The organism is Maritalea porphyrae, assembly GCF_027213965.1.
Classification (GTDB): Bacteria; Pseudomonadota; Alphaproteobacteria; order Rhizobiales; family Devosiaceae; genus Maritalea; species Maritalea porphyrae_A.
Map to the genome: position 1 here is coordinate 294,729 of NZ_JAPWGX010000002.1, position 23,296 is coordinate 318,024.

Consider the following 23,296-nt stretch of genomic DNA (forward strand, 5'->3'; position numbering starts at 1 on the left):
AAGACAGGTAACAGCACCTGCCAAGCGGCTTACAAATTGCCGTCGGTGTCCGGCTGGACAATGAATGATCTGATACATCACTTGCGACCAACTGATGCCTTAACCCTTTCTTTTGGTGCCGCGTGTGGCAACAGGTTTCCCGTCGCCTCAATTTTTCGTTGCACCGCGCCAACCACCCGTCGGCAGCCCCAAGAGCTTCAAAGAAAGTGCAACCATTGTGGCATGGGTTCGCAGTGCGGGGATAAGATTTTGGTTGTTTTGATTTTCAAACTGCATTTTGCGGGTGTTTTATGGGCGTTAGGGGCATAAGAACTGAGCAATATTGTGCATTCCAAGGTTCCCTGTTGCGGGCGGGTTTAGCGGGGATAGGTCCCCCCCCTCATCCTGAGCCTGTCGAAGGGTGGAACGTCAGTGCGCGGTTCTTGATTCCCCCTTCGACAGGCTCAGGATGAGGGGTGGGTTGGCGCAGGGTGTGGGTCTGGGGTCGGTGGAAGGTGAAAAACACCCAATTGAGCGGCTTGGGGATGGTCCTGCCTAGATCCCTGCCTACGCAGGGATGACGGTTTTAGGTGGGGTGGTGTTTATGGTTCAATATCACCCGATCCCGGCTCAGGGCCGGGAATGCCCATAGGGCAAACGCCGCCTACCCGCACCAGCATTCCCACGCTGGCATCCCTCGCACCGGTATTCCCACACTGGCATCCCCGGACTTGATCCGGGGTCAGCTCAGTTCCACCACAGGAACAAATTGGCGGACCAACATCCCCCAGGCACCAGAATCAAAAAATCCCGCCTCTGTTGCCAGAGACGGGACTTAAAGAAGTACCAAGATCTTAAAGTTAAGGACCCGAAGGGCGAGCCCCAAGTCTTAGATCAAATCCCCCCCACCGAAGCGGGGGGAAGTAGGATTATACGAACAAGAAGTCCGCTGCTGCTAGATCAGTAACACCAGTCAACTGGATTGCGTAATCGTTGTTGTCAAGTGTGCCTGAACCGTCAGCATCAACATACAATGTGCTAGTTGATGTATCTAGAACAGCTTGGCCATTGACGCCGCCGCCAGCAAGTGCAGTCAAAACCGCACCGTAGCCAACTGCTTCGCCAGTGTATGTACCCACACCAAGTGTATCGATTGACAGTTTGTCTGTGCCAGATACGAAGTCAGTGATCACATCAACGTTCACAGAGTTTGATTGTGCTGCTGCAGTGTACATGAATGTATCTGCATCTGCACCGCCAGTTAGAGTATCAATACCCAAACCACCCATGATTGTGTCAGTACCAGCACCACCGTTGATTGTGTCGTTACCAGCACCACCATTCAGAACGTCATTGCCTGCATTGCCGTTGATTGTATCGGTTTTGCCTGCAGCTGAGCTACCTGAAAGAACGTCGTTACCAGCGCCACCAGAGATTGTGACGCCTGTTGTTGCAGCAGTTGCAACAGTGACATTTCCAGCAGTTACGCCAGAGGCATCAACTGTAGTCGCAGCTGTCAGTGTAGAGCCAGAAAGGTCGATACCTGCGTTTCCAGTAATTACAACAGATGTTGCAGCAGCGATATTCAATGGTGCAGTAAATACAGAAGTTGCTCCAGCAGTGTCATTCAACGCGATGTTGACTGTTTCAACACCAGCAGCTGAAAGCGTACCAGCGTTTGTGAAACCAGCAGCTGCTGAGAACTTGAGGTTCACAACGTCTGAAGTACCAGTAGCGTCAGCCAATACGATGCTTGAATTACCGCCAACGGCCCCAGTAAATTCAACTGTCGAGTTTGCAACAGCATCGGTGATGTTCAAAACGCCACCAGGCGTTCCAACAAACAACTCACCTGGTGTTGTTTCTGCGATAACAGGAAGAGCAGAGGCACCATTGTGATCTGTGTTATCAACAGCTGTGATGTTTGCGACGTCGCCAGTGTTCACAATATAAGTCACGGTGACAACGCTACCGATTGTGTTGTAGCCAATGGTGTCGATTGTTGGATTTAGAGCTTTAATTGCCGCTGCGTTTGCGGCGATTGTTGCACCAACTTGGTCAGCAGTAAGATTGCCGGCAAGTGAGATTTTAGCTCCACCGATTACAATTTCGCCACCGTCTGCATCTGTGTTGTCGACGACAAACGTTTGAACTTCAGCAGTGCCGTTAGCACCAGGAGTGGTTTCAACAACAGCAGGTTCATTGCCAGCACCAAAGATAGCATCAGCGCCTGTAACAGATGCGTTTGCAGCGATATTGTTGTTTCCTGGAACTTGCTTGTATGTGATCACAACTGTTGAACCAACCACACCTGCAGTAGCCATATTTGCAACTGCTGGATTGTTTGCGCCGATTGCAGCAGTTAGTGCGCCAGCGATTTTGCCAGCAACTGCTGCAGTACCATCTGCAACAAGAACGCTAACATCTACGCCTGCAACAGCAAATGTACCTGTTTGTGCAGCAGCTGTTCCAACAGTGAGTGTTTGAACTTCAGCTGTACCGTTGACACCTGGTGTCGCCTCAGAAACACCGCCAACGAAAGCAACGCCTGCTGGGTTTTCGGCAACTGTGATAAGTGCAACGTCGCCCGCTGTGGCTTTATGGGTGAATATAACTTCACCGGCACCGCCAGTAGTAACACTTTCCAATGTTGGATTAGCAACAAGCAATGCAGCTTGCTGAGCTGCGATCGCAGCCTGAATACCAGCAACAGATAGACCATTGCTAATCAGAATGTCGACACCACCAACTTTGAGAATACCACCATCAGCGTCCGCCACATTAGCGATCGTTAGGGTCTGAACCTCTTTAACCGCAGCATTTACTACGTTCGCCGGAGCAGTACCTGCAGAAACGATAGTTGAGAGACCATCAAGGTTTGACATTTTAACAGTGTCGGTTGCACCGGTAGCGACCGCACCAAGTGACAATGTTTCGAAGTTTGAAACCGCATCACCAAATGTCGTGGTTAGAGAAGCAGTAGCAGCATCAGCAGAAGACATTGCCAATGTGTCAGTGCCCGCACCCGCATCAACGGTACCACCAGTACCAAGAGCGGCACCAGTTGTTACTGTGTCATCGCCGGCACCAGTAGTAGTTGCTTTTGTGTTTAGACCAAGTGTGATTGTGTCAGCTGCACCGCCACCAACGTAGGTAGTGTCGTTATCAAGTGCTGGTGTGATTGTTACAGCAGCAGTTGATGTGTTTGTTACTGTAGCTGCAGTACCATCAGCAAATGTACCAACTGTAAGTGCAACGTCACCTGAAATGTTCACTGCAGTCGCTGAACCGACAGAAAGTGTAGCAGCAGTTGAAGCAGCACCAGTTGCATTAACGTTTACAGTGGTTGCTTGACCATCAATATAACCAGCAGAGTTGTTGAGAGAAACAGCAACTTCACGTGTTCCAACAACAGCACTTAGGTTTGACAATGTGCCTGTGTTGTTTTTCAACATTACAGAGGTCAACGCAGAGCTTGTCACGTTAGACGCACCAGTACCTGTAAGCGAAACGCTTTCCAATGTAGTAGAAACGCCAGTAATGTTTGCTGTACCAGTTGTTGTAACAGAAGCAGACTTAAGGCTGCTTGTTGAAGCAGCAGAAACTGCACCAGCTGCAGAAGCAGCCACATTAAGGTCACTGAAAGTGCCCATGTCAGCAGCATTCAATGCAACGCCAGCTGCAGAAGCAACAGCAAGTTTCTCAACATTAACAATTGAAGAGCCAGCAGGTGAAAGATCACCAGCAACAACAGCACCACCAGCTGATACGTAAGAAAGCGTATCCATGCCATCTGCGCCGTCAACTGAATCAAGTGGTGTCAACGTTGCGTTAGTTGCAGAAATGATGTCAACGCCATCTGTGCCGATGATTGCATCAGTGCCTGTTGTCAAAGCAAAAGCTTGACCAACACCAGCACCAGCAGCAACAAATGCGTCTGTCGCAGCGTTTGCAGCAGTGATTGTGCCTGCAGCGTCTGTTACGCCGTTCAGCGCATCAGAAGCAGCAACTTTAGCAGCCGCGTTGTTTTCGTAGTCAAGACCAGAAACTTCAGAAAGATCTGCAGCGAAGTCAATACCAACAGCAACTTTGTTGTTCAAAGTTGTTAGGTCGTTGCCGTTTGCATCGTCTTTAGCGCCTGACATAATGTCGATGATCATTTGACCAACGGCTTTGCCAGCGGCAAGTTCTGCAACCCAGTGAGCCAAACCAGCAGTATCTGGTGCGCGGTTGAACAAGTTGTTGTAGATTGTTGTCACGAACACGCTTGCAGAAGCTACAAGTGGGTTGTCCAAATATGGGTATTTTGCAATTGATTCTGCTTGAACCGCAAATGAAGCTGCGATTTCTGGCAAAGTCATGCCAGCGTTTGCACGGCCAATCCAGTAGTCCAAACCAGCTGGATCTGGAGCGCGGTCATAGTAACCAACGTAGATCTTGGTGATATCTTCTTTAATGCCCATTAGATAAATCCCTTCCCAATGGAAAATTTTAGTTTTTTTGCTCAATTTGGTGACCACCGCTTAATTGCAAGCCGCCACCCATTCCTCCCAGCCAGTTACGCGCCGATGCGTGCCACTCCTTTTTCAGGGGCAACAACACCAAATGGCGCATCGAAGGTTTGGAGGTCGTTTTTCAACGTTGTGATTGAGCACACAGACGCTGTGCAAAGCGTTGATTTTACAACGTTTTGCAGAGTATCTGTTGATTTTTGGAGAGCGAAAAAAGCACCCAGACTGTTAGTGAGACTAATGATCTGGTCCTTCAAAAAAATCCCCACATTCCCAGCAACTGCAAGAGTTAAAGCCTGAAGGTTTTGTGAAGACGCGACGCGTGAAGTGGTATTTGTGATGTTCGATGATAATACGCAAACCATAATACGACCCTCCCGCAAAGAATTTATTCAAAAAGTACCGCCCTTTCCCTATATGGAAAAGCGACAAAGTTCAATACGCAGCACGCAACAAAACACGCAACTTACAAATGTTGTACACTTACTATTTGAGTGGTGAACTTAAATAACAATCCACCTGCAATGTACAGCACATTTGATACCCGCTTTTTCTTGAGCGTTCAAGAAAAAAAGTACAGTAAAAATCATACACCCCCTGAATGTGGTTTTTTTGTCACAAAATCAACCTGTTAGAGAATACGGGTTTTTCAGTACATGGCGGGGAATGGACAGAATCACTTGAAATTATATTGACGCTGGATTGCCCTATCCGGTATAGTCAAATCAACACTAGAATATATGCGTGTTCGCGCGCGAAAATCTAAGATTTAGGATCTGGATAATGCTTACAAACAAAGCAACGCAAGTAAAAGAAACCAACCAGCTGCGACAGCAAGCTGGGCTTTGGTTTAAAGAATTGCGTGAAGCGAGTGGCTTGTCGCAACGCGAAATGGCAAGCCAGCTGAATTTGGACTATTATACGTTCATTTCGCAGTTGGAAAACGGCCGGGGCCGTGTGCCACAGAATCGCTATCGTGACTGGGCAGAGGTTTTGGATGTGGATCCGAAAGATTTTGTTAGGCAACTCATGTCTTATTATGATCCTGAGACTTTTGACATCTTGTTCGGCGACATTGCGTCTTAAAGCTTGACGTTTTGGGGCGGTTTCTTGCCCTTTATGGATGCAGTGTTTAGAGTTGAGTTTTTAGGATATTGCCACAAATTGTGGTGGCGCGGGGAAAAATGGCCGAAATCATTCTGTTTAATGAAAAGCGTAATGGAAGTGCTGGCAGCTCGTCGAGCGCCGCTGCCTACGCCATTCAGAATCAGGTCAACCAGGATTGGGACAACCAAGAACTCGCCGACCTTTACCGTGTAAACCGGTTGCTGGCCCAAGCTGGCGTTGCAATTGAGACCGATCGCGGGCAAACGGATGAAGGCGACCCGTGGTTTGTGTTCTGCCATCCCAATGGTGATGTGTTTGTGCATCTTTCGCGTTTTGATGGCGAATATTTGCTGGACAGCACAAGCATTGATAGCCCTTTGCGCGGCAGTAGCTTCACAGATTTGATCAATGCATTTGTCGATCGCGCAATTGAAAAACGCGCGGCGAATATTGTGTCCTTGCGCCCTGGCGAAGGTGTGTTTTTGCACCCTGCCATTATGCTCACCGCACTGATTTGGACCTTGTTTGTTGCGTCAGACGAATTGGTGGGCATTGCCCATGGCGCCGAAATTGACCAGTCCGCTGGTGATTTTGATGTGCTGTTGAACGCGCCTTTGAGCGAAACAGACGGCGCATTTGGCATATTGCAGGCCGCATTGACGGAACAAGATGCGCAAGACACTGCCGCCGACGCCACACCAGCAACAAAGAATGCAATAGAGCCCGCCGAGCGCGAAGTGCAGAGCGCGGCGACGTCAGCGATTTTGCCAAATCCAATTTCACTCAGCTTATCTGCGATCGCAGTGACCTTTGGCATGAGCAGCAAATCAAGCTTTGAGTTTTTGCAGAACAGCCAAACAACCACTGAGCAAGACGAACAAACCACTGCGAACAGTTTAGAATTAAGCGCCGCGCAGGCAACAGAGGATGCTCAAGCGGATCGAGACGTGTCCGCGGTTTCAGACGATATGGCTGAAACAAGCGAAGCGAACATCGAACAAGCCAAAAGTGCCGGCGCGCAAGCCCAGTCTCAGCACGACCTTGATGTGTTCAACGTGCCAAATTCAATTGTGCTGACAAAGGGTCTCAGCGGCAATCTGGATGGGGGCGGCTTTGACACTGGCTTGGCCGGTGTTTTTGATGTCTTTGTGTCTCAGACAACCGTGTCGACGGTTGAACAAGGATTTACCGAAGCCAAAACAAGCGTGCAAACCAACCAAAGCGAACCTAAAGCGTCGTCCCCACAAGGTGACGACAATGGCAGCGCACCAAATCTTTCGACCAGCCTTCAGCTTCAGTTCGATTTTGGACAAAATGTAAGCTTGAGCGCCTATAGCATTGCAAATCAGGAACTGTTCGCCAGCTTTGACATATCTTCAATCCAAGGGGTCGACTGGAACAGTATGTTTGGCACTGATCTGCCCATCAGCATCCTGCCAATTGATCATGGCGACCTTGATCATAAGCCTGAAACGCCCACACCAACGGGCCACACCATTCGCGCTTCACAGATTACCGAATATTCGCAAGAAGCGATGACATTTGTTAAATACTTGCTGGCAGAGCGGGACACGGTTGAAATGGTTGTGCTTGAAGGCAAGATCATCTTGGTCGATTTGTCGGCCTTTGATGATGTCACCGACATTAGCTATTTGCGCAGTTGGTCCTATGACGACGTGGGCATTGTTTCAACAATTGGACATTTGTCGGACTTTGAAGCGTTTGACCTTGTGCTGGCATAACCGCCAGCACCATTAGACCTTGCTCTGAACATTCTCACGATGCAGTGCCTGCAACATTCCTGAAAGCCGCCGTGAAATGATGGGATAGCCGTGCGAAGCGCGCCATTTTTTTGCACCTTCAAGCTTTTCAGTGAAGCCTGGCTCCTTCGCATTGCAGGCTTTGATCACTTGCATAACACAATCAGCGATATCGCTCGGTGTTGTACCTTTCATATAATGAACAGCGGCCGAAACATCATCAAAAATCGGCGAGGGTGACACCAGCACGGGCTTGCCCGTGGCGATACCATAACGCACGGCACCGCTTGCTGATTCTCCCGTCGATTTATAGGGGTAGACAATCAAATCTGAGCTTGAGAGCTGGCTCAAACTGTCTTCATCTGCCAAAAACTTAGTGTGGAACTCAACAAATTTGTTCAGGTCCAGTTTTTTGGTCAAGTCTTTGGCCTGCTTGATTAAATCGGCCGAAACTGCCGCTGGGAATTGGGCGTTCACAAGTTTTAAGCGCGCGTTGACCCCACGATCTCGCAAAAGCTTAGTGGCCTCGATCAGCTCCAACAACCCCTTGTTGGGCAAAAAGAAACCATAGGCAGCCAGATGGAGCACTTGCGTGCCCACTGGCATGATTTCACGCGCGAAAACATTGTCCGTAACAAGCGCCCCATGCGGAAAGAGCGCGGCATTCTTGTCGAGCGAAAGCGTTTTCAGCCGATTAAGGTCATTCACCGAATGAACCAACAAACGGTCACAAACACTCAGCCCTTGTTGGATAAATGCCAACTTGCGCGTTTCATCATGAGCCGGATCGATTGTTGAATGCAGCGTTACGACAATGGTGCGCCCCTGCTTTTTCAGGTCGAGCAGCAGTTGATTGAAGTGCTCAAATTCAAAAAAACCATAGTTGAACTGGATCATCACCACGTCAAAATCATGGTGTTCGATCTGCGTTTTAAGGGCCGACAAGTCGTCTGGGCTTCCCTCAGACCAACAAATCTCAATCCGTTCTCGTTCATGTCCTTCTAGCATCGTGCCATCATCGGCAAGGATGACCGTTGGCAAGGACATTTCGCTGAGCAAATGCTCCGAATATGTGGCAATGCCACAACGCTTTCTAAAAGTTGAAACCCACCCAACCGAAGGGGGCAGCATTGGCGCACTAACATGCGCTGCCTTTTTGTGCCGTTGTGCAACGGCGTGCCAACTGAAGCCTTCCAGCAAAGCAGAAACCGCTAAAGGCGGCACACTAACACTGTCGGATTTTTCAAAGGCCTGCTTCATGCTGTTTGCAAGGTCTTGCACATCTGGCTCTGCCCAGACGCTATCAAAGGCGAACTCATGGGTCGACGCTTTGGCATAGGCATAGTCGATCAAACGTACGTTTTGGTCGTTGCAAAATTCAAGCTGCCCGCTCCAACCGGTTGTAATGACACTAAGTCCGCAAAGCATTGCCTCTGCAATTGGCAAACCAAATCCCTCGGCCCGACTTGGCGCCACCAATACATCGCATTGTTCATACAAGGACTTGAGTTGTTCCGCGGCCATATCATCAAATATCAATTTGATGTCCGGGAAGTTCTTGTGCTTTTGCCGCAGTTTTGCGATTTGATCCGCGATGTCGTTGTGCGGGTTTTCGAAGGTTTTGATGATCAAACTGACATCGTCATCACCTGTGAAGCTTTGTGCAAAAGCTTTTACTAAAACATCCGCCCCTTTGCGCGGGAAGCAAGACGAGACATGCAAGAACTTGAAAGATTTCGCCGTCAATTCATAGGATGAATCGGCCTCAATCTTATTCCAATGGTCAACACCATTGCCAACGACGCTAATCGGCACATTGACGCCACTATCGATCAAGAGCTTTTTCACATGTTCTGAGGTCACGCAAATATAGCTCAAACTCTCGTTGAAGCCTTGCGCGAACTCTGCAGGGAACTCTGTTTCTTCCCACGCATAGGTGTGAAGACCTGCATTTGGATGGCGCAGATCTGCAACCCGAGGCGGGTACATGTTTCGACTGATCGAATAAGCCTCATCAATCGGCTGCTCAAGGGCGCGCGCGTACATGGCGCTTAAGTCTGGGTTCTGAGCCAAAAACGTTGGGTTTGCGGGGAAATCTCCGGGCCCTTCAGAGGACAATAGGGCGATAGTTGACCCTGTTTGCTCAAGCGCTCGCGCCAACTCCCGATTAACAAGTGCAAGGCTGTAAGAGCTATCAAAAGGGCCTTCCAAGCGCAGGTTCCCATTGTCGTTCTTTTTTGAACGGGAAAAAGCCAGCCGCTTTTCGCAAGCCCGCCGATTATCAGCCATGAGTTGCGCAATCTTGTTAAAAAATGCGCCATTGTCTTTTTTGGAATTGGCCAACATGTGCAGGAGTGTTTCTGCTGTCTGCTGATCAATTGCATCGAAATGCTTTTGAAACTCGTCCCAAGTTGAAGGAACGTGCGCAGCTGGCGCTGCAAACTCTTCCAAAACAGTTCGGACAACGCTTGCCGTTTTCGCCCAACTGAATTCTTTCGCCCGCGCAAGCCCTTCGTGTGCCAGCTCTTGGCGAAAAGCACTATCTTGCAACACATGGGCCATCATTTGCGACAGCTCAGAGGTATTGTTTGGATCAAATAGTGCTTTGGGATTGCCAACAACTTCAGGGATACTGGAGCAATTGGCGGCAATCGTTGGTGTACCGCACTGCATGGCCTCCAAGGGGGGCAAACCAAACCCTTCATGCAACGACGGGAACACAAATAGGTCGGTTAGATTAAACAGATCGACCAACTCACGGTCAGAAACAAAGCCCAGCAGCTTCAGCTTGTTGCCAACTTTATGCTGTTTTGCCGCTTCAAGTAGCGCTAGCCGCTCTTGCTTTGGTATGCTGCCCGCAAAAACCAAGTCGTATTTTGCGCGCGTTGCTTTTGGCATAGAGCCAAATGCCTCGATCAATCGATAGAGGTTTTTGCGATGGTCTGCGCCTCCGGTGTAAAACACAAAGGGAGCTGATATGTCGAACTTGGCATAAAGCGCATCACGTTCAGCATCGCTAACCTTTATTGGTTTGAACATTGGATCTGCTGCTTCAGACGCATTGATGATGCGCGTTGCCTCAAAGGACAAATGCTGATGCGCTTCCTTAGCGGATGAATCCGAAATCGCCACAAGCGCAGCAGCACTCTCAATTTGATGCAATTTCGCTGTGTAGGCGGCTTTGTACCCGGGGTTTTTCGACAGGTATTCGCCTTTATATAGCAGCGGGATTAGATCGTGGATGGTCACCACCACCGGGCAAGGCAACATATGCTCAAACGAGATTGTCGCGTCATCGACAAAGCCCTCAAAAAAGCTGGGCACGAACAAAACATCTGGCATGATATAGCCAACAAAGGCTTCGTACAGCAGTTCCGCGGCACTGTTTTTTTGCGCATTCCCCGGATCGTTCAGTTGGGTGAGTTTGGGCAATTGTACAATGTGTATTTGCGTCGCGGGCAGCAGCTTGTGGAACTCACGTAAACTCTGAGTAAGCGAGTTCTCCAGCGAAGCGTTAAACAGCAGGTGATATTCATCACCGGGCTGGGCGGATGCAATTAGCGCGCGCGTCAATTCTCTGGCGTAGCGCCCCATGCCCCGCAGCCGACTTTCGGTTTGGCAGGCTTGCATATCGATCAAAATGCGGGTCATTTTTTATCCTTGGCCAAAAGCCTGTCGAACAATGCGCGGTTTAAGCGCGCGCGGGGGCTAAGTTGGCTATTGGCCAACATATTTGAGCGACTGCCGAAAGCCGAATTGGCTGGGTCTGCCAACACAATATTGCGCAAACGGCGCGAAACTGCTGGGCTGAGCGACACCACAGACATCGCAGCTTTACGCAGCAAAGGACGCGACATGACTTGAGGTGCGACGAACCTAATTCCGCGCACGATCACAATTTTAACGGGCAAAATGATCTTCGAAATTACGGCGCGCACTATTTCGTTTCCTTGCCCATTTGTCGCTCGATCGTCAGTTTTGGCGGTATCCAGCTGGTGCCCTCAAACAAGGCATATTTGGTGTTTGCTACGCTAAAGGTCAGCGCGAGATCGCGCCATTCATAGTTTTTGGCGATGTGGCTATCGGCTTGGTGCAACGCCACTTGAATGGAATAGTTGCCATGTCCGATTTTTACGTCAAAATCATATTGGTAGCGATAGGTTTCGCCTGGTTTTAAGTCGGTAATGACTTGTTTGGTGTGAAAACTGTTGGTGCCAAAAACGGCCCGGCCCAGGCGGTCTTTGATCATATAGCCCACCACCAGTTCAGGGATGGGTTCATGCACAGCCAAATCGATGATGATCGAGGCCTTGTCGCCAACCAACAAACTGTCGACGTCCTCGCCCTTTTCATCCACCAATTGGATGTTTTCAATCGTCGCTTCGCCGGTGCCAGAAATGGTGCGCACGCGCCCATCAGCCCCCTTGACCTGCTCAAGTCGACTGCCTTCACGCTGCGCAACGATGGCGTTGTAATAGTCGAGCACTTCTTCGGGGTCACCATCTTTGGCCACTTTGCCGTCGTGGATCAGCAATGCCCGGTCACACAAAGACGCCACAGATGCCCGATCGTGCGAGACCAACAACAAGGTGGTGCCTTGCTCTTGGAACTGGCGAATGCGCGCAAAGCTTTTGTGTTGAAAGTAGGCGTCCCCCACGGACAAAGCTTCATCCACGATCAAAATATCAGGGCGAAAGGCCGTGGCGACCGAAAAGGCCAAACGCACCTGCATGCCGCTTGAATAGGTACGGATCGGCTCGTCAAAATAGGTGCCGATCTCTGCAAAATCTTCAATATCGGCCATTACATCGTCGATTTGGTCTTTGGAAAATCCCATCAGACCCGCGGTATTCCACACATTGGCGCGGCCCGTCATATCGGGATTAAAGCCCATACCCAGTTCCAAAAGCGCGGACACGCGGCCGTTTAGTTCAACGGTGCCCGTATTGGCCTGCATGGTGCCGGAAATGATTTTGAGCAAGGTGGATTTACCCGCGCCATTCTGCCCAATAAGGCCGATGGCTTGGCCCGCCTCAACTTCAAAACTTACGTCTGAAAGAATGGTCTTTTCCGTAAGGGGAGCAATTTCAATTCCTATCCACCCCAGCACACGATGCCATTCAGACTTATAGGTCTTGAACGACTTTGAAATCTTGTCGACGCGTACAATACTCATAGTACATCCACCATATCCGGTCCTGCCCGGCGAAAGACCAAAAGCGCCACCACACTCGCAACAGCACCGATCGCCCCCACAATTAGGACCCCGGTGAATGAAGGTACAATAGATTGAACAATGACCTGGTGATAAAAATCAACCAGTTGAAAAACCGGATTGAGCCGCATCCACGTCATGTATTTTTCAGGGATGATGGTTGAGGGGTAAACGATCGGGGTGAGCCAAAACAACACCTGTAAAATGATCGGGGTAACTTGTTCCACATCGCGAATGAACACATTAACAACCCCCAAGAACAAACCAATGCCCATGGCAAATAGTGCAATGAGCGGGATCATTAAAAAGATCAACAACATTGGCCAACCGGGTGGGTGACCCAAAATTAAAAAGATCACCACCATCACCGCCAACAAGATAATATTGTTGGTGATCGCCGCACCCACTTCAATAATGGGCAGGGTAACGCGGGGGAAGTTGACCTTTTTGATGGCGTTGGCATTGCTCACAAACACTTTAATGCAACGGTCCAAAACCTCGGAAAACAAGTTCCACGCCAAAAGGCCAGACATCAAATAGATCGCATAGCCATAGGTATTTTCAATCCCCGGCACCTTAGCGGACAATAAATTGCTGAGGATGAAAGCATAAATTAGCACTTGGGAAAGCGGTTGAAACACAATCCACGCGGCGCCCAAACGCGATCGCACAAATCGGGCGCGGAAGTCATTCCAAATCGAATTGAGCAAAAAATGTCGATAGGCCCAAAGACTGACGAGAAGGTCTTTCATTCTTACAATTCCTGGTGCCGATCCGGCTTGCGTGTAGGTTACAAAAAATCAGAGCTGACAGTTACGCGCTTGCGGGTCAAATTTCAAGCTTTGCGGCACGGTTTGATGCGCTCGCGTTCAGTGCAATTTGCACACTCACATGTGAATATTCGCACAGACCCTTACGACCTTGGTCGAATATGTCTGCATATATTTGCACCAAACCAGCGAACCGCTGTTGACGCCAGCAGATGAGCGCGCCAAAACAGCTGCAAAAAAAGACAAAAGCTTCACGCTGGGGACTAGGGTTATGAAACTGAAAGAGCTTGACGCACCGGGCTATGAGCGGGTGGTTTTAGCAAGTGATGATGCCACGGGTTTGCGCTCGATTATTGCCATTCACAGCACAAAACTGGGACCTGCGGCTGGTGGTTGCCGTATGTTCAATTATGAAAATATTGACGCAGCCGAAACCGACGCACTGCGCTTGGCCAAGGGCATGACCTACAAAAACGCAGCGGCAAGCTTGCCACTGGGTGGCGGCAAGTCGGTGATTATTGCAGATCCGCGTAAAGACAAAACGCCTGAGTTGATGCAAGCGTTTGGCAAATTCGTCAATGAATTGGCTGGTACTTATTACACCGCAGAGGATGTTGGCATTTCCGTTGAGGACATTGCTGAAGCGGCCAAATTCACCAGTTATGCAGCGGGCCTATCAGATGGTCCATTTGGCAGTGGCGATCCTTCGCCAGTGACCGCGCGGGGTGTGTTTTTGTGCATGCAAGTGGCGGCCAAATACGGTTTAGGGACTAACGACCTTAAGGGCAAAACCGTTGCTGTGCAGGGCCTTGGCCATGTGGGCATGCATTTGTGCGCACATCTGCATGAAGCGGGGGCCAAACTTGTGGCCACAGATATCAATGCGACAGCCATTGAAGAAGCCAGCTCACGCTTTGGCGCAAGGATTGTGGACCCCGATGCCATTTACGGGGTTGAGGCTGATATTTTTGCCCCCTGCGCCATGGGCGCATCAATTTCACCAGGTTCCATCCCCCAGCTTAAAGCAAAAGTTGTTGCTGGGGCGGCCAACAATCAATTGGCAGATGAAAACTGCGGCCAATTGCTGGCAGACAGGGGCATTCTTTATGCGCCCGATTATGTGGTCAATGGCGGGGGCATCATCAATGTGGCCGCTGAAATTTTAAAGATTTCGGAGCAAGCTTGGGTTGAAGAAAAAGTCATTCGGCTGGCCGATACAACGGACCAAATATTGAGCCAAGCAACGACGACACATGCTTTACCCCATATTGTGGCTGATCAGTGGGTCGACAATATTTTGGCAAAAGCCTAAACAAACAAAGAAAAGGGGCCGGCAAGCCGACCCCCTCACTGCATGGAAATGCAAGTGAACTACTTTTTGGCAAGCAGGTCACGAATTTCGCCAAGCAACACTTCTTCTTTTGAAGGTGCGGGCGGCGCAGAAGGTGCGGCTTCTTCTTTTTTCTTCATGGAATTAATGCCCTTGACCACCAAGAAGATGGAAAACGCAATTATCAAGAATTTCACAACTGCATTCACGAACAGGCCAATGTTCATGGTAACGGCACCAGCTTCTTGCGCAGCGGCCAAAGTGGCATAGTTGCCAGCAGCTTCGTCTTTAAGCACAATAAACATGTTGGAAAAGTCCACGCCACCAATCAAAAGACCGATTACAGGCATAAACACGTCGTCCACAAGTGAGCCAACAATGGCACCAAATGCAGCCCCAATGATCACACCAACGGCCAGATCAATCATGTTGCCCTTCATGGCAAACTCTTTAAATTCTTTAAGCATGTTGTTTGTTCAACCCCTATCATTTTAGTATTTCGGTGCGCTCCCCTATTGGCGCCCTCGCGCAAAACAATAACAAAAACTTAATATATTTCAATTGGCTAAACTGTGTGAACAATTCGTTCGGCATTTCGACACAATCAAAGATGTGCGTAAATTAAACCGTTTCTTTTTTTGGTCAGTGCGGTAAAAGATCGTATCAAAGATTTCAACGCGTTAAAGGTGAACCAATGACCATCCGGCAGCATAGCGGCGACCTACCAAACCTAGACAATTATGGGCGCCAAGTGGCAATTGACACCGAAACAATGGGCCTAAACCCATTTCGCGACCGCTTGTGTGTGGTCCAACTTTCCCCGGGCGATGGCACTGCAGACGTGGTGAAAATTGAACTGGGGCAAACCGAAGCGCCAAATCTGCAAAAGCTTTTGGCCGATCAAGAGCGCACCAAACTCTTTCACTTTGCCCGTTTTGATATCGCTGCGCTCTATAATGCCTTTGGCACTGTAACCACGCCATCCTATTGCACCAAAATTGCTTCAAAATTGGTGCGTACCTACACAGATCGACACGGCTTAAAGGACCTTTCGCGCGAACTGTTGGGGGTCGATATGTCCAAACAGCAACAAAGTTCTGATTGGGGCGCGGAAAAGCTGACCAACGCGCAACTCGAATATGCTGCAAGCGATGTCCTATATTTGCACGACTTGCGCCGCCACTTGGACCGTATGCTAAAACGCGAAGGGCGAATGGAAATGGCGCAGGCTTGTTTTGACTTTTTGCCCACCCGCGTGCAGCTCGATTTGGCAGGCTGGCCAGAAACAGATATCTTCGCGCACAGTTAAACAAACCAGGCGCGGCGATGGCCAATCATTCAGCACCAATTGCCCAACGTGATATCGAAAGTGCGTTCAAAGGGATCGCACGACGGCATCTTATCGTCAAATTTCTGCGCATAATTGTACCCATCCTAGGTGCCGTTTTGTTCGCTTATTTGGTGTTGCCAATGGTTTTAAGCACCTTGTTCCCAGCCGCACAATTTGACGCGGTTCGCATCAATAGTGATCGTTTGATAATTGATGCTCCAAGGGCAAAAGGTGCCCTTGGTGATGGGGGGCGCTACCGTATTGCCGCTCACAGCGCTGAAACAGGGTTGACCAATCAAGACAGTGTGGACTTGGTTGATATGGTGGGCGATCTTTGGTTCGCTGATGGCACCACCGCTAAAGCGACTTCAGATGATGGTCGTTACAACTTTTTGGATGAAACCTTAGAAATGCTAACCCCCATTGAAATTTCATCGAGCAATGGAGATAAGGGGCGCCTCGGCAATGGTGTCATTTTCCTTTCTGAGCAGAGATTTACTGGCGGGAATGGGGTGCGATTTGACTTTATTGATGGCTCAACACTTGATGCGGCCACAATGAAGTACAATTCTGCGCAAGGAAAATGGGAATTCACCGATTTTACGCTGGTTTTAATACCCGCGCCCGAAAAGGACGTTTCGCAATGATGCGACTAAAAAGTATAGCCCATCTTGTTTTTGTTGGCATTGTTGTGTTCCTGATAGGAAGCGCAAGCGGATTTGCGCAATCCAGCGAACAGGTCAATATTACCGGGGATCTGTTTGAAATTGACCAGCAGAGCAAAACGGCCACCTTTACTGGCAACGTATACGCCAAACAAAAAACCTTTCAACTCTGGGCCCCACGGCTGATTGCCTCCTATGGAGAGGGCGGCCCTTCAGATTTGAAAAAGGTCACCGCAGATGGCCGCATTCGGGTGGAGTTTGGCAATCAAAAAGCGATTGCTGACCGAGGTATTTATGACCCGTCAACAAAATCACTCACGCTTATTGGGAATGTTTCGACCAGTCAAACGGGGTCAAATGATGTGATCAATTCAAATGAAATGATCATTGACCTGAGCACCAACACCACACGGTTTGAAGGTGGTGGCAAAAACAATGGCCGCGTAACCGCCACTTTTGGGTCTGGGAACTAACCATGGCCGGTGAAGTTGATCCCACAGGTTGGTTGGTTGCCCACTCTCTTGCTAAATCCTATGGCAAAAAAGTGGTTATTCGAGACGTGTCTGTTGCGGTAAACAGAGGCGAAGCGGTTGGCCTATTGGGCCCAAATGGCGCGGGCAAGACCACTGTCTTTTCAATGATCATGGGCATTGTTGCCCCCGACAATGGCGAGATTTTGCTACACGGGCGGCCAATCACTGGCTTACCCCTGTTTCAGCGCGGTCGATTGGGCATGGGGTATTTGCCTCAGGAACCCTCAATATTTCGCGGCATGGACGTTAAAGACAATATTTTGTCCATTCTAGAAGGCCATGTGAAGTCGTCAAAGGCCCGCCACGAACGCTTGGATCAACTGCTTGAAGAGTTTTCCATTACCCACATCCGCGATGTTGATGCGCTTGCCTTGTCCGGCGGCGAGCGTCGTCGCGTGGAAATCGCTCGGGCTTTGGCGGCAGACCCTGCCTTTATGTTGCTCGATGAACCATTTGCCGGGGTTGACCCCATTGCGGTGGGTGAAATTCAAGGGTTGGTCAAACAATTGACCGACAAAGGCATTGGCGTTCTAATCACCGATCATAATGTGCGCGAAACCTTAGGGCTGGTGGATCGAGCCTATATTATCCATGGTGGGCAAGTGATGGTGCAGGGTCGCCCCGAAGATATCACCAATGACAAAGAAGCCCGTCGCGTATATTTGGGCCAAGATTTCCACCTTTAGTCTGGGCCCACCAGCCACATATTCACAAGTTTGAAATATTGTTGTCAGATTGTTTGGCATGAAACTTGTATAGGGCATGCAAATCATGGCATTTTCTCCTTAAAGACCTGATTTCCATTCACGGAGCACCACCAAATGGCGCTGGGCCCACGCCTTGAACTAAGACAAGCACAAACGCTTAAATTGACGCCGCAATTGATGCAGTCAATCAAGCTTTTGCAATTGTCTCATCTTGAGCTGAGCACATTTGTTGAAGCCGAATTGTTGCACAACCCACTGCTGGAGCGCGCGGACCCAAATGCGGATTCTGATGGCGATGGCCCCAGTGAGCAGGATGGCACACCATCAAGCGATGCGGCACAAGATATTTCAAGCCGAACCGAACAAATGGAAAGCGCTGTTTCTGTGGCCAGCGAGATGGATACTGACCCCTCAAATCTGTTTCCCGAACAGGTGGGCCAAGATTCTGTTTCTCAATCCACCACCAGTTACCAAGAAAGCCGCGGACAAGGGGTTGGCCCTGAAAAGGCAGAGATCGACCAATATGTTTCGTCGCAAAAATCCCTCGGCGATCATCTGATTGAACAGGTTCATTTGATTTTGCGCCACCCCGGGGATCTATTGATCGCCAGCGCGATCATTGAGAACCTTAATGAGGCTGGGTACCTAGACAAAGATTTGGACCAAATCGCTGAGCAATTGGGCACAGAACTTGGGCATGTTGAAGCGGTGCTTGAAGCCATTCAAGGGTGCGACCCCATCGGCATATTCGCCCGCAACGTGCCTGAATGTTTGGCCATTCAATTGCGCGAAAAAGACCGTCTGGACCCGATGATGCAGGCGCTTCTGGACAATATAGACCTTGTGGCGGCCCACAAATTCAAAGAATTGATGGCGCTGATCAATTGTGACCAAGATGATCTCAAAGACATGCTTACCGAGATCAAACGGCTCAACCCGCGCCCTGGTGCTTCGTTTGAAGGATCGGCCATTCAACCCGTTGTGCCAGATGTTTACATTCGCGCCGCGAATGGTGGGGGATGGCAAATTGAACTAAACAATGATGTTTTGCCCAACGTTTTGATCAATCGCACCTATTATGCTGAGGTCTCTGCAAAGGCCAAAAAGGGCGAAGAAAAGACCTATTTGCAAGAGTGCATGCAAACCGCTAATTGGTTGACCAAAAGCCTTGATCAACGCGCGCAAACCATCCTTAAGGTCACCAGTGAAATCGCCCGACAGCAAGATGGATTTTTGGTGCATGGGGTGTCACACCTTAAACCGATGACACTCAAAATGGTGGCCGAAGCGGTGGACATGCATGAAAGCACCATCAGCAGGGTGACGGCCAACAAATATGTGTCAACGCCGCGCGGCCTGTTTGAGTTGCGCTATTTCTTCACCAGCGCCATTTCAAGCTCTACAAGTGGCGACGAGGACCATTCAGCCGAAGCCGTGCGGCACGAAATCAGGCAATTGATTGAAGCGGAGGACCCTAAAAAGATCCTCTCTGACGACAAATTGGCGGTGATTTTGAATGACAAATTTCAAATGGGGGTGGCCCGTCGCACAGTCGCCAAATACCGCGAAGCCATGGGCTATCCATCGTCCGTCATTCGGCGTCGACAAAAACGGGACATGATGAGCTAGTTGCGCCCTTTGGCTGGGGTTAAAAAATCGACCAATCTAACTCGTTGACCACTTGCTCCAGCATCTGCGTGCCGATCAATGAGTTGCCATGCTTGTTCAGCCCCGGAGACCAAACAGCAATCGATGCAATATGCGGCACAACCGCCAAGATCATGCCGCTGACGCCGCTTTTTGCCGGCACACCCACCCGATATGCAAAGTCGCCAGATCCATCATAATGCCCACACGTCAACATGATGGCGGCGATACGTTTGGCCCGTTTTGCAGACACCATTTGCCCGTTTTGCGGACCAAGCCCCCCGCCAAAGGCCAAAAAGCGCCCAGCCCGCGAAAGCTGCACGCAAGACATCGATAAAGCGCATTGATGAAAATAAACGCCCAACGTCAGGTCAACTTCGTCGCGCAGATTGCCATGGGAAGCAAGATAATGCGCAAGCGCGCGGTTGCGGTGTCCTGTTTGGGTCTCCGACATGGCAACGGCCTTATCGATATGAATGGTTTCGTCTTCGGCTAACGCGCGGACAAAGCTCACAATTTGGGCCAACGCTTCTTTGGGCTGATAGCTGGTTAAAATCGAATCGGTGACCACAATTGCCCCCGCATTGACGAATGGATTTCGGGGCACCCCATTTTCATGTTCGAGCTGCAAAATCGAATCGAATGCGGAACCCGAGGGTTCTCGCCCAACCCGGCTCCACAATCGATCGCCAACCGTGCCGAGCGCTAGGGCTAGGGTGAAGACCTTGGAGACAGATTGAATGGTGGTTTGCTGGTTGCAGTCCCCAGCGCTAATGGTCTCGCCATTGGCCAAAGTGACCGCAATACCGGCTTTTTGAGGATCGGCTTTTGCCAATTCGGGAATATAGGCGGCGACTTTGCCCCGCTCTTTGGTTTGTTCGGCCCGCTCGATTGCGCGTTGAAGTGCCGATTTGATCTCATCTAACGATTGGCTCACAAAAACTCCTCAACACTAAGCGCTCCACTCAAGCAATTTGAGAGGTGATTGGAAACCCTTGTTTGATGAATTGGTACACAATTGCTCAACCTCAGCACAAAACACGTACTTCCTGATGCAGATCAACGGCAATTGAGGGGAATTTTGCAAAACATTAACTGCGCCGCGAAAAGCGGTGTGATTCACAAGTGCATAGCTAAAGATGGTAGCGTTTTTTTTAATCGCATGGAAGGGATTTAGACGAGATAATCATAAAATTGATTGATTGCGTTTCCGCTGATTTGGGCGTTACACTTTCAATTGTGAGGACTCGTCCTCGGCTATTCAGCCCTTCAATAATTTTAACGAAATGGGGTACAAAATGAACTTACGTGTTTCAGGCAAGAACATGGATGTTGGCGATGCATTGCGCACAAAAGCATTGGATCATCTCGAATCCGCAGTCACCAAATATTTTGACGGCGGCTATGATGGACATCTCACATTGGAACATGAGGGTAAGCGGTTCAGTGCCGATTGTCTCGTTCATTTGGATACAGGCGTTGTGCTGCAAGCTAGCGCCGTGGCAGGTGATGCCACTTCAGCTTTTGAAACAGCTGCGGAGCATATTGAAAAACGGCTTCGTCGCTACAAGCGCAAACTGAAAAACCATCGCCGTGTAGCGGGCAATGTGCCCACCGCACAGTCGTACGTTTTGGCATCGCCAGAATCGCAAGAAGAGGTTGAAGAAGACTTCTCTCCAGCGGTCATCGCCGAATCAACTTCAGACCTACATTCCATAAGTGTTGGTGAAGCTGTTATGGAGCTCGACCTGTCTCAACAGGACGTCTTGGTGTTCCGCCATGCTGGACATGGACGCGTTAATGTGGTTTATCGCCGGGCTGATGGAAATATCGGCTGGGTTGACCCAGCACAGCAAGACGCTTAAAACGCGCCACTTCGGTGTTCGACGAACGAGAGATTTTTAATGGAACTCGCTGACATCCTTACAAAGGAAGCCATTGTGCCCTGTGCCAAGGCGACATGTAAGCGGCAACTGCTGCAACTTGCAGCGGACAAAGCTGCTGAACTTGTTGGCGGTGATGCCCTTCAAATCTTTAAAACGCTGACCGAACGTGAACAACTGGGCACAACGGGGCTTGGCGAGGGAATCGCCATCCCCCACGGCAAAATCGATGGGTTAAAGGGCGTTACTTGCGTCTTTGTGCGACTAGACCATCCTATTGATTTTGACGCTGTTGATGACAAGCCTGTTGATTTGGCGTTTGTGCTGCTCGCCCCCAAAGGCGCGGGCGCCGACCACCTGAAAGCTTTGTCGCGCATCGCCCGTCTGGTGCGCTCAAACAATGTTGCCCAAGAAGCCCGCAAAACCCGCGACGCCAAAGAGCTTTATCAGCTTTTGACCCGCGCTAAGGGCCACTCAGACGCAGCCTAAGCCATTTCTGGCACCCCCAACAAATTGACAATCCCTATCGTGGGGCGCACCATAATTCTTTGTTTTAAGAATATGGGAGCGCCAAATGTTTCGTTTATTGCTCGCTACGGCCATGCTTTTGCCAAGCACGGCAATCGCAATGGATTTATCATTTGAATGGGGCGATACGCCCGCCTGCAATACGGGCTGGCCGGATGTCATTGATAGCCCGGTCTTTGAAGTCAAAGACGTGCCCGAGGGCACGCAGAAACTAAAGTTTAGTTTGAAAGACCTAGATGCACCCGGCTTTAGTCACGGCGGGGGCACCATAAGTTATGATGCAGAAACGCTTATTGACGCCGGTGCTTTTACCTATAAAGGGCCATGTCCGCCTAACGGCAAACACGAATATCAATGGACAATGACCGCCTTGGACTTTTACGGCGACAAATTGGGCACAGCAAAGGCAGTGCGCTATTTCCCCGAATAGGCATCAAAGACTTGTTTGGCTTAGTGCCGCACGGTCACATTGTGACCAGTGTCATCTAACCATTGGCGCAATGCAGCGCTGTCATCAGTGATCAGCACAGGGGTGCCATCTGCTGCGAATAGGGCTTCAAACTCTGCTTGCTCGGGCGCATCTTTTGCCTCTGGAAACATGGTTTTAAGCTGCTTGCCGGTCAGATGACGGCGGTAAACGATTTTATCTTCTCCAAGCGCCAAAAAGTCTTCTTTGCTCAAAGGGGTTTGTTGGGTGTGCTGGGCCATATCTTTACTCCTGACGTAGATTTGGGCGCACTTGATCTGTGATCACGTGCAAAACCCAAGTTGGCTGATTTAATTGGCGGACTTGATTTTGATCCGTTTGGCGACCTTTTCAATATTGGGTCGGCGGATCATGACATTGAGCAAACCATCGCGCAGTTCAGCGCCTTCAACCAACATGGCCTCGGCCAGTAAAAAACTGCGTTGGAATTGTCGCGCGGCAATGCCGCGATGTAAAAACTCGCGTTTTGGATCATCGGACTGTCGTCCGCGGATCAAAAGCTGATTGTCTTCAAGTGTGATTTCCAATTCATCTTCACCAAAGCCAGCCACAGCGATCGAAATCAGAAAGGTTTCTGATCCGTCTTCTGCAGCAACGCGTTCGATGTTGTAAGGTGGATAGCCGTCAGCAGCCTTGGCCAACCGGTCTAATCGCTGTTCAAACTCGTCAAAGCCGAGCAAAAATGGGGAGGAGAAGAATGACATACGTGACATATTGTTTTTCGTAAGAGCATATGCACCAAGGCCAAACGCTCAACCGTCCTTTGTTCAAAGCAACTTTTTAGACCCGCTAAGCGGCGCCTGTATCCATGATATGGTTGGCCTGCGCTAAAGTTCAAGAGTGT

At 49.8% G+C, this 23,296-nt stretch carries 20 protein-coding genes; 11 read left to right on the forward strand and 9 right to left on the reverse strand.

Annotated features, from left to right (window positions below; translation table 11 throughout):
• Positions 1–908: 908 nt before the first annotated feature.
• Positions 909–4,442 (reverse strand): DUF4214 domain-containing protein, encoded by a 3,534-nt coding sequence (locus tag O4H47_RS06265; protein ID WP_269393102.1) that lies wholly within the window; start codon positions 4,440–4,442, stop codon positions 909–911.
• Positions 4,443–5,273: 831 nt separating this feature from the next.
• Here O4H47_RS06265 and O4H47_RS06270 point away from each other — a divergent pair.
• Positions 5,274–5,576 (forward strand): helix-turn-helix domain-containing protein, encoded by a 303-nt coding sequence (locus O4H47_RS06270; protein WP_269393103.1) that lies wholly within the window; start codon positions 5,274–5,276, stop codon positions 5,574–5,576.
• A 98-nt stretch (positions 5,577–5,674) separates the two neighbouring features.
• A complete protein-coding gene (locus O4H47_RS06275; RefSeq protein WP_269393104.1) occupies positions 5,675–7,339 on the forward strand; it encodes a hypothetical protein in 1,665 nt (554 codons plus the stop codon).
• 12 nt (positions 7,340–7,351) lie between these two features.
• On the opposite strand, the gene O4H47_RS06280 is transcribed toward O4H47_RS06275, so the two are convergent.
• Genes O4H47_RS06280 through O4H47_RS06295 form a run of 4 tightly spaced genes read right to left on the reverse strand, consistent with a single transcriptional unit; the run spans position 7,352 to position 13,324 of the window.
• Entirely contained in the window at positions 7,352–11,008 is a 3,657-nt protein-coding gene (locus O4H47_RS06280) for a glycosyltransferase (RefSeq protein WP_269393105.1), read from the reverse strand.
• Positions 11,005–11,295, reverse strand: a complete 291-nt coding sequence (locus O4H47_RS06285) for a hypothetical protein (protein ID WP_269393106.1) — start codon at positions 11,293–11,295, stop codon at positions 11,005–11,007. Before O4H47_RS06285 ends, O4H47_RS06280 begins: the two co-directional genes overlap by 4 nt.
• Entirely contained in the window at positions 11,295–12,533 is a 1,239-nt protein-coding gene (locus O4H47_RS06290; RefSeq protein ID WP_269393107.1) for an ABC transporter ATP-binding protein, read from the reverse strand. Before O4H47_RS06290 ends, O4H47_RS06285 begins: the two co-directional genes overlap by 1 nt.
• The gene (locus tag O4H47_RS06295) at positions 12,530–13,324 is read right to left on the reverse strand and encodes an ABC transporter permease (protein ID WP_269393108.1); all 795 of its coding nucleotides are present in this window, start codon (positions 13,322–13,324) and stop codon (positions 12,530–12,532) included. The genes O4H47_RS06290 and O4H47_RS06295 overlap by 4 nt, the downstream gene beginning before the upstream one ends.
• 289 nt (positions 13,325–13,613) lie before the next feature.
• Here O4H47_RS06295 and O4H47_RS06300 point away from each other — a divergent pair, with 289 nt between their 5' ends.
• On the forward strand, positions 13,614–14,654 hold the full coding sequence (locus tag O4H47_RS06300) for a Leu/Phe/Val dehydrogenase (protein ID WP_269393109.1): 1,041 nt from the start codon (positions 13,614–13,616) through the stop codon (positions 14,652–14,654).
• 59 nt (positions 14,655–14,713) lie between these two features.
• Here the strand turns inward: O4H47_RS06300 and mscL are convergent, their stop codons facing one another.
• Positions 14,714–15,139 carry a large conductance mechanosensitive channel protein MscL gene (gene mscL, locus O4H47_RS06305; RefSeq protein WP_269393110.1) on the reverse strand — a complete coding sequence of 142 codons (426 nt, stop codon included), beginning with the start codon at positions 15,137–15,139 and terminating at the stop codon, positions 14,714–14,716.
• Between the two features lie 227 nt (positions 15,140–15,366).
• Here mscL and O4H47_RS06310 point away from each other — a divergent pair, with 227 nt between their 5' ends.
• From O4H47_RS06310 to rpoN, 5 genes are all read left to right on the forward strand, one after another.
• Positions 15,367–15,981, forward strand: coding sequence for a ribonuclease D (locus O4H47_RS06310; RefSeq protein WP_269393111.1), 615 nt, complete (start codon positions 15,367–15,369; stop codon positions 15,979–15,981).
• 17 nt (positions 15,982–15,998) lie between these two features.
• The gene (locus tag O4H47_RS06315; protein WP_269393112.1) at positions 15,999–16,649 is read left to right on the forward strand and encodes a hypothetical protein; all 651 of its coding nucleotides are present in this window, start codon (positions 15,999–16,001) and stop codon (positions 16,647–16,649) included.
• Positions 16,646–17,140, forward strand: a complete 495-nt coding sequence (locus tag O4H47_RS06320) for an LptA/OstA family protein (protein WP_269393113.1) — start codon at positions 16,646–16,648, stop codon at positions 17,138–17,140. The genes O4H47_RS06315 and O4H47_RS06320 overlap by 4 nt, the downstream gene beginning before the upstream one ends.
• A 2-nt stretch (positions 17,141–17,142) precedes the next feature.
• Positions 17,143–17,886 (forward strand): LPS export ABC transporter ATP-binding protein, encoded by a 744-nt coding sequence (gene lptB / locus O4H47_RS06325; RefSeq protein ID WP_269393114.1) that lies wholly within the window; start codon positions 17,143–17,145, stop codon positions 17,884–17,886.
• Positions 17,887–18,021: 135 nt separating this feature from the next.
• Positions 18,022–19,536, forward strand: a complete 1,515-nt coding sequence (rpoN, locus tag O4H47_RS06330) for an RNA polymerase factor sigma-54 (RefSeq protein ID WP_269393115.1) — start codon at positions 18,022–18,024, stop codon at positions 19,534–19,536.
• Between the two features lie 19 nt (positions 19,537–19,555).
• Here rpoN and O4H47_RS06335 read toward each other — a convergent pair whose 3' ends face one another.
• Positions 19,556–20,491, reverse strand: a complete 936-nt coding sequence (locus O4H47_RS06335) for a glutaminase (RefSeq protein WP_419719601.1) — start codon at positions 20,489–20,491, stop codon at positions 19,556–19,558.
• A 361-nt stretch (positions 20,492–20,852) separates the two neighbouring features.
• Here O4H47_RS06335 and hpf point away from each other — a divergent pair, with 361 nt between their 5' ends.
• The 3 genes from hpf (at position 20,853) to O4H47_RS06350 (ending at position 22,395) form a co-directional block, all read left to right on the forward strand.
• Positions 20,853–21,419, forward strand: a complete 567-nt coding sequence (hpf, locus tag O4H47_RS06340) for a ribosome hibernation-promoting factor, HPF/YfiA family (RefSeq protein ID WP_269393116.1) — start codon at positions 20,853–20,855, stop codon at positions 21,417–21,419.
• Positions 21,420–21,458: 39 nt separating this feature from the next.
• Positions 21,459–21,926, forward strand: a complete 468-nt coding sequence (ptsN, locus tag O4H47_RS06345) for a PTS IIA-like nitrogen regulatory protein PtsN (RefSeq protein ID WP_269393117.1) — start codon at positions 21,459–21,461, stop codon at positions 21,924–21,926.
• 85 nt (positions 21,927–22,011) lie between these two features.
• Positions 22,012–22,395 (forward strand): YbhB/YbcL family Raf kinase inhibitor-like protein, encoded by a 384-nt coding sequence (locus tag O4H47_RS06350; protein WP_269393118.1) that lies wholly within the window; start codon positions 22,012–22,014, stop codon positions 22,393–22,395.
• A gap of 20 nt (positions 22,396–22,415) precedes the next feature.
• On the opposite strand, the gene O4H47_RS06355 is transcribed toward O4H47_RS06350, so the two are convergent.
• Together O4H47_RS06355 and O4H47_RS06360 are read right to left on the reverse strand one after the other, a co-directional pair.
• Complete coding sequence (locus O4H47_RS06355) at positions 22,416–22,673, reverse strand: DUF1150 family protein (RefSeq protein WP_269393119.1); 258 nt, start codon at positions 22,671–22,673, stop codon at positions 22,416–22,418.
• Positions 22,674–22,742: 69 nt separating this feature from the next.
• Positions 22,743–23,165 (reverse strand): Hsp20 family protein, encoded by a 423-nt coding sequence (locus O4H47_RS06360; RefSeq protein WP_269393120.1) that lies wholly within the window; start codon positions 23,163–23,165, stop codon positions 22,743–22,745.
• Positions 23,166–23,296: the final 131 nt, after the last annotated feature.

Coding starts and splice junctions, on each gene's coding strand:
- O4H47_RS06310 (WP_269393111.1), top strand. CDS start 15,367: ATGACCATCCGGCAGCATAGCGGCGACCTACCAAACCTAGACAATTAT.
- O4H47_RS06290 (WP_269393107.1), bottom strand. CDS start 12,533: ATGAGTATTGTACGCGTCGACAAGATTTCAAAGTCGTTCAAGACCTAT.
- lptB (WP_269393114.1), top strand. CDS start 17,143: ATGGCCGGTGAAGTTGATCCCACAGGTTGGTTGGTTGCCCACTCTCTT.
- O4H47_RS06355 (WP_269393119.1), bottom strand. CDS start 22,673: ATGGCCCAGCACACCCAACAAACCCCTTTGAGCAAAGAAGACTTTTTG.
- hpf (WP_269393116.1), top strand. CDS start 20,853: ATGAACTTACGTGTTTCAGGCAAGAACATGGATGTTGGCGATGCATTG.
- O4H47_RS06300 (WP_269393109.1), top strand. CDS start 13,614: ATGAAACTGAAAGAGCTTGACGCACCGGGCTATGAGCGGGTGGTTTTA.
- O4H47_RS06360 (WP_269393120.1), bottom strand. CDS start 23,165: ATGTCACGTATGTCATTCTTCTCCTCCCCATTTTTGCTCGGCTTTGAC.
- O4H47_RS06270 (WP_269393103.1), top strand. CDS start 5,274: ATGCTTACAAACAAAGCAACGCAAGTAAAAGAAACCAACCAGCTGCGA.
- rpoN (WP_269393115.1), top strand. CDS start 18,022: ATGGCGCTGGGCCCACGCCTTGAACTAAGACAAGCACAAACGCTTAAA.
- O4H47_RS06275 (WP_269393104.1), top strand. CDS start 5,675: ATGGCCGAAATCATTCTGTTTAATGAAAAGCGTAATGGAAGTGCTGGC.
- O4H47_RS06295 (WP_269393108.1), bottom strand. CDS start 13,324: ATGAAAGACCTTCTCGTCAGTCTTTGGGCCTATCGACATTTTTTGCTC.
- O4H47_RS06315 (WP_269393112.1), top strand. CDS start 15,999: ATGGCCAATCATTCAGCACCAATTGCCCAACGTGATATCGAAAGTGCG.
- O4H47_RS06265 (WP_269393102.1), bottom strand. CDS start 4,442: ATGGGCATTAAAGAAGATATCACCAAGATCTACGTTGGTTACTATGAC.
- O4H47_RS06280 (WP_269393105.1), bottom strand. CDS start 11,008: ATGACCCGCATTTTGATCGATATGCAAGCCTGCCAAACCGAAAGTCGG.
- O4H47_RS06320 (WP_269393113.1), top strand. CDS start 16,646: ATGATGCGACTAAAAAGTATAGCCCATCTTGTTTTTGTTGGCATTGTT.
- mscL (WP_269393110.1), bottom strand. CDS start 15,139: ATGCTTAAAGAATTTAAAGAGTTTGCCATGAAGGGCAACATGATTGAT.
- ptsN (WP_269393117.1), top strand. CDS start 21,459: ATGGAACTCGCTGACATCCTTACAAAGGAAGCCATTGTGCCCTGTGCC.
- O4H47_RS06350 (WP_269393118.1), top strand. CDS start 22,012: ATGTTTCGTTTATTGCTCGCTACGGCCATGCTTTTGCCAAGCACGGCA.